The 3,882-nt window shown below is 63.7% G+C and carries 3 protein-coding genes; all 3 read right to left on the bottom strand.

Going from position 1 to position 3,882, the window contains the following annotated elements; all coding sequences use genetic code 11:
- Window positions 1-147: 147 nt before the first annotated feature.
- Window positions 148-489, bottom strand: a complete 342-nt coding sequence (locus Q8Q83_RS07170; RefSeq protein WP_305622395.1) for a hypothetical protein — start codon at window positions 487-489, stop codon at window positions 148-150.
- 202 nt (window positions 490-691) lie between these two features.
- The gene (locus Q8Q83_RS07175) at window positions 692-3,151 is read right to left on the bottom strand and encodes a Lon protease family protein (RefSeq protein WP_305622397.1); all 2,460 of its coding nucleotides are present in this window, start codon (window positions 3,149-3,151) and stop codon (window positions 692-694) included.
- Window positions 3,152-3,287: 136 nt separating this feature from the next.
- A complete protein-coding gene (locus tag Q8Q83_RS07180; protein WP_305622398.1) occupies window positions 3,288-3,620 on the bottom strand; it encodes a TraR/DksA family transcriptional regulator in 333 nt (110 codons plus the stop codon).
- Between the last annotated feature and the right edge of the window lie 262 nt (window positions 3,621-3,882).

Genomic DNA, 3,882 nt, shown 5'->3' on the forward strand with positions numbered 1-3,882 from the left:
GACAACCCTGGTGTTGTTGCAGCAAACCACAGCACGGGTTATCCCCGGCAACTGTGGATAACCTTGTGCGTAGACTCAGGATTGATCGCTACACAGCGCGTGGCAGCCGTATCTGCGCCGACTGGTTAAATGCTGCCCAACGGCCCATCAGGTTTCCGGCTGGAACTGATAGTCACCCAGATGGCGGCCGCGCTCGCCATTCAATCGGCGCAGTTCGGCCTGGATATGCAGGCGCCAGATCGGCACCTCGCTGCACTCGCCATAGCCCATGTCCAGCAGGCTTTCGGCTATCCCGGCGAGCACCCCTTCGGCGACAAAAGGCCCGTGGAATGGGCCCTGCGACTTGATTGCCGAGGGTTGATTGCCCGACATGCCGGCGGCGCAGATCAGCGTCCACAGGCCAGAATTACCGGCCAACGGCAACACCACGCATTCGATGCGGGTATCCAGGCCCAGGCAATGACGAGTGAGGTTGAGGCTGCGCGGCATGGCGGCGACCCTCTCGGGAGCAGGTCTTCAGCCTACACCCGAGCCGGCGCTTGAGGGAAGCGGGCAGTTACCCCCGCAACCTGTGGATAACTCTGTGGATTGAGCGAGGAAAAGCCGCCCCGAACAGCTCGCGCCGGCGGCTGGCGGCATCCGCCCAGTGACTGATCAGCCAGCGGGCGAATGGCCAGCCGTGCCGAGTCATTTAAACCACGGGCTTTTTCGCCCGCGGCTTCTTCTCCTTGGCCGGAGCCGGCGCTTCTTCCTTCTTCGCCTCCTCCTTGTCGTCCTCATCCATGCCTATGGCGGCGATATCACGCAGGCGCTCGACCACCCGGGCATTGACGCTACCGGCCGGGAACTGGCCGTCGGCATTCGGCGTGCCGGCATCCTCGCCAACCAGCAGGCTGAGGGCCTCGTCGACCTGGCGTACCGCGTATACATGGAACAGGCCCGCGCGTACCGCCTGCAGCACCCGCTCGTCGAGCATCAGGGTGGTGACGTTGGAGTGCGGAATGATCGCGCCCTGCTCGCCGGTCAGGCCGCGGGCCTCGCAGAGACGGAAGAAACCTTCGATCTTCTCGTTGGCCCCGCCGACCGCCTGCACCTCGCCGAACTGGTTGATCGAACCGGTGATGGCGAAACACTGCTTAAGCGGGGTGCGCGACAAGGCCGAGATCAGCGTGCAGACCTCGCCCAGCGAAGCGCTGTCGCCGTCGACATAGCCGTAGGACTGCTCCAGGGCGATGCTGGCGGAGATCTCCAGAGGGAATTCCTGGGCGTAACGGCTGCCTAGGTAGCCGGTGAGGATCATCACGCCCTTGGAGTGGATCGGCTGGCCCAGATTGACCTCGCGCTCGATATCGACGATGCCGCTGCCGCCCGGATAGACGGTGGCGGAGATGCGCGCCGGCACGCCGAAAGCCGTGTCGCCGATCTCCAGCACGGTCAGGCCATTGCACTTGCCCACCGCAGCGCCGGCGGTGTCGATCAGGATGATGCCGGCCAGCATGTCGTCGATAATTCGCGCCGATACGCGGCCGGTGCGGGTTTCCTTGGCCTTCAGGGCGCGCTCGATATGACCAGCGTCGGTCACCGCGTCGCCGGCCAGATTGCGGATAAAGTCGGCCTCGCTGACCAGCTGAAACAGGTCGCCGATGCGCGCCGACAGGCGCCCCTGGTGCTCGGCCAGGCGCGCACTGTAGGTCGCCACCCGCGCCACCGCGGAAGCGGTCAGGGGCGCCATGCCTTCTTCCGAGGTGCGGGTCTTCATCAGCTGGGCGAACTGCTCCAGGCTTTCCTCCTGCAGGGGAATGTCCTCGTCGAAGTCCACCAGCACGCGGAACATCTCCTGGAAGTCCGGATCGTGGTCCTGCAGCGCGTAATACAGCTGACGCGAACCGATGATCACCACCTTGAGCTGCAGCGGGATCACCTGCGGGTTGAGGGTCACGGTGGCGATGCGGCCGAGGTCGCCGAGCGGCGACTCCATCTTCAACTGGCGCGAATGCAGGGCGCGCTTGAGCGCATCCCAGACGAACGGCTCGCCGAGCATCTTCTCCGCCTCGAGAATCAGAAAGCCGCCATTGGCACGGTGCAGCGCGCCGGGGCGCAGCTGCCGGTAGCTGGTGTAGAGCGCGCCCTGATCGGTGTTGTACTCGATGCGACCGAACAGGTTGTCGTAGGTCGGGTGCGATTCGAACACCACGGGCGCGCCACCGTGGGCGTGATGGTCGACCACCAGGCTGGGGCAGTACTGTTCTTCCAACAGCTTGCGGGGCGGGGCGTCGGCCTTTTCCACCTCGACCAGCTGATCGACCACGGTTTTCAGCAGGTTGACCTGTACCGCCTGCAGGTAGGCACAGACCCCGGCATTTTCCGCATACTTCTGCGACAGTGGGGCCAGCAATGGCTGCAAGGCGACTGTGATGGTTTCTTCATTGAGCTGACGCAGCAGGTTGCTCAATTCGCGCTTCCACTGCGGCAGGCTGGCCAGCTCCTCGTTGAGGCGCTCCTCCAGGGTGGCGATATCGGCATGGAAGCGCTCGCGCTCGGCTTCCGGCAACTGGGCGAACTCGGCCTCATCCAGGGCCTTGCCCTCGAGCATGGGGGTAAAGGCGATATTGCTGCTGTCGCGGTACAGGGCGACGCTCTTTTCCAGGGACAGGCGCTCGATCACATCCAGCGCCTGGTCGTAGCGCTTGTTGAAGTCGCGATCGATGGCGTTCTTCTTCTGCTGGAACGAGGGGTGCTCGAACACCGCCGGGAAAGTCGCCAGCAGGTTATCGATCAGGCCGTTGATGTCGGCGAGAAAATCACCGACGGTGCCGGATGACAGTTCCAGTGCGCGGGGTTCGCGGGGTTCGTCGAAATGGTTGACGTAGACCCGGTCGGCCGGGGTCTCCAGGCGTTTGGCTTCGGCCTTGAGGTAGCGTTTGACGAAGGAGAAGCGCCCGGTGCCCGGCTCGCCCATGACGAACACGTTATAACCGGGGCGCGGCATCGCCACGCCGAACTGCAGGGCCTCGACCGCGCGTTCCTGGCCGAGCACCCCGCGAAAGGGCTCCAGATCCTCGGTGCTGGTGAAATTGAACTGCTCGGGCGAGAAGGGACGGGTAAGGGCTTCAGGTGCCAGCCGCAAATGGGCTGCAACGGAGTCAGGCATTGGAAATCCTTGGACGGAGGGCTGATGAAATCATGGCCGCATCGGCGGCTCTCCACAAGCCATAAGCGTGACCGCGCGCCAGCACTAGCACGCGGCATAGCCCAGAGCGCAGGGCTGGCTCGACGGCACGCCGCGCTCAGTGCCCACGATCCTGTTGCTCGGCGCAGGCTAGGCAGAATTCGCTGGCCGGCAAGGCCTGCAAACGCGCCGGGTTGATCGGCTCGCCGCAGCGCAGGCAGAGCCCGTATTGCCCCTCGGCCAGGCGTAACTGCGCCAAGCCGACCTGACGCATGGCCGCCTTGGCTTCCGCCAGCAGGGCCTCGAGCACCTCGTCGTTCTGCCGCTGCAAGGCCTGCTCGGCAAAATCCGGCGAATGGCTGCGCGCCAAATCCTGGCTAACCGCATTGGCGCGCGCGCGGTACTCGCTGAGCAGGGTAGCGAGCTCGGTATGGGGATCGAAAGCAGGCATGCTGATAGTCCTCGCGGGCTCAGTCTTGGCCATAGGCTTGAACACTGATAGCGGTCAGTAATGACCTCACTAGCCTGAGTCTAGACCGCTAGCTGCGCCCACAAATAAAAACGGAGCCTTGCGGCTAATGCCAGTCAGTTAAGCTGACTGGCATTTTTATTTCTGATCGGATACTTCGACGATTTGAGCCTGATGGCGCGTGGATAGATACGATCTTCTCGTCGATGGGGCAGGACGTAGTGTGGGGCTGAAGCATGCAGTT

The organism is Pseudomonas sp. (assembly GCF_030696055.1).
Lineage (GTDB): Bacteria > Pseudomonadota > Gammaproteobacteria > Pseudomonadales > Pseudomonadaceae > Aquipseudomonas.

Excerpts from the sequence above, each read along its gene's own strand:
- Q8Q83_RS07175 (WP_305622397.1), bottom strand. The coding sequence starts at position 3,151 with ATGCCTGACTCCGTTGCAGCCCATTTGCGGCTGGCACCTGAAGCCCTT.
- Q8Q83_RS07170 (WP_305622395.1), bottom strand. The coding sequence starts at position 489 with ATGCCGCGCAGCCTCAACCTCACTCGTCATTGCCTGGGCCTGGATACC.
- Q8Q83_RS07180 (WP_305622398.1), bottom strand. The coding sequence starts at position 3,620 with ATGCCTGCTTTCGATCCCCATACCGAGCTCGCTACCCTGCTCAGCGAG.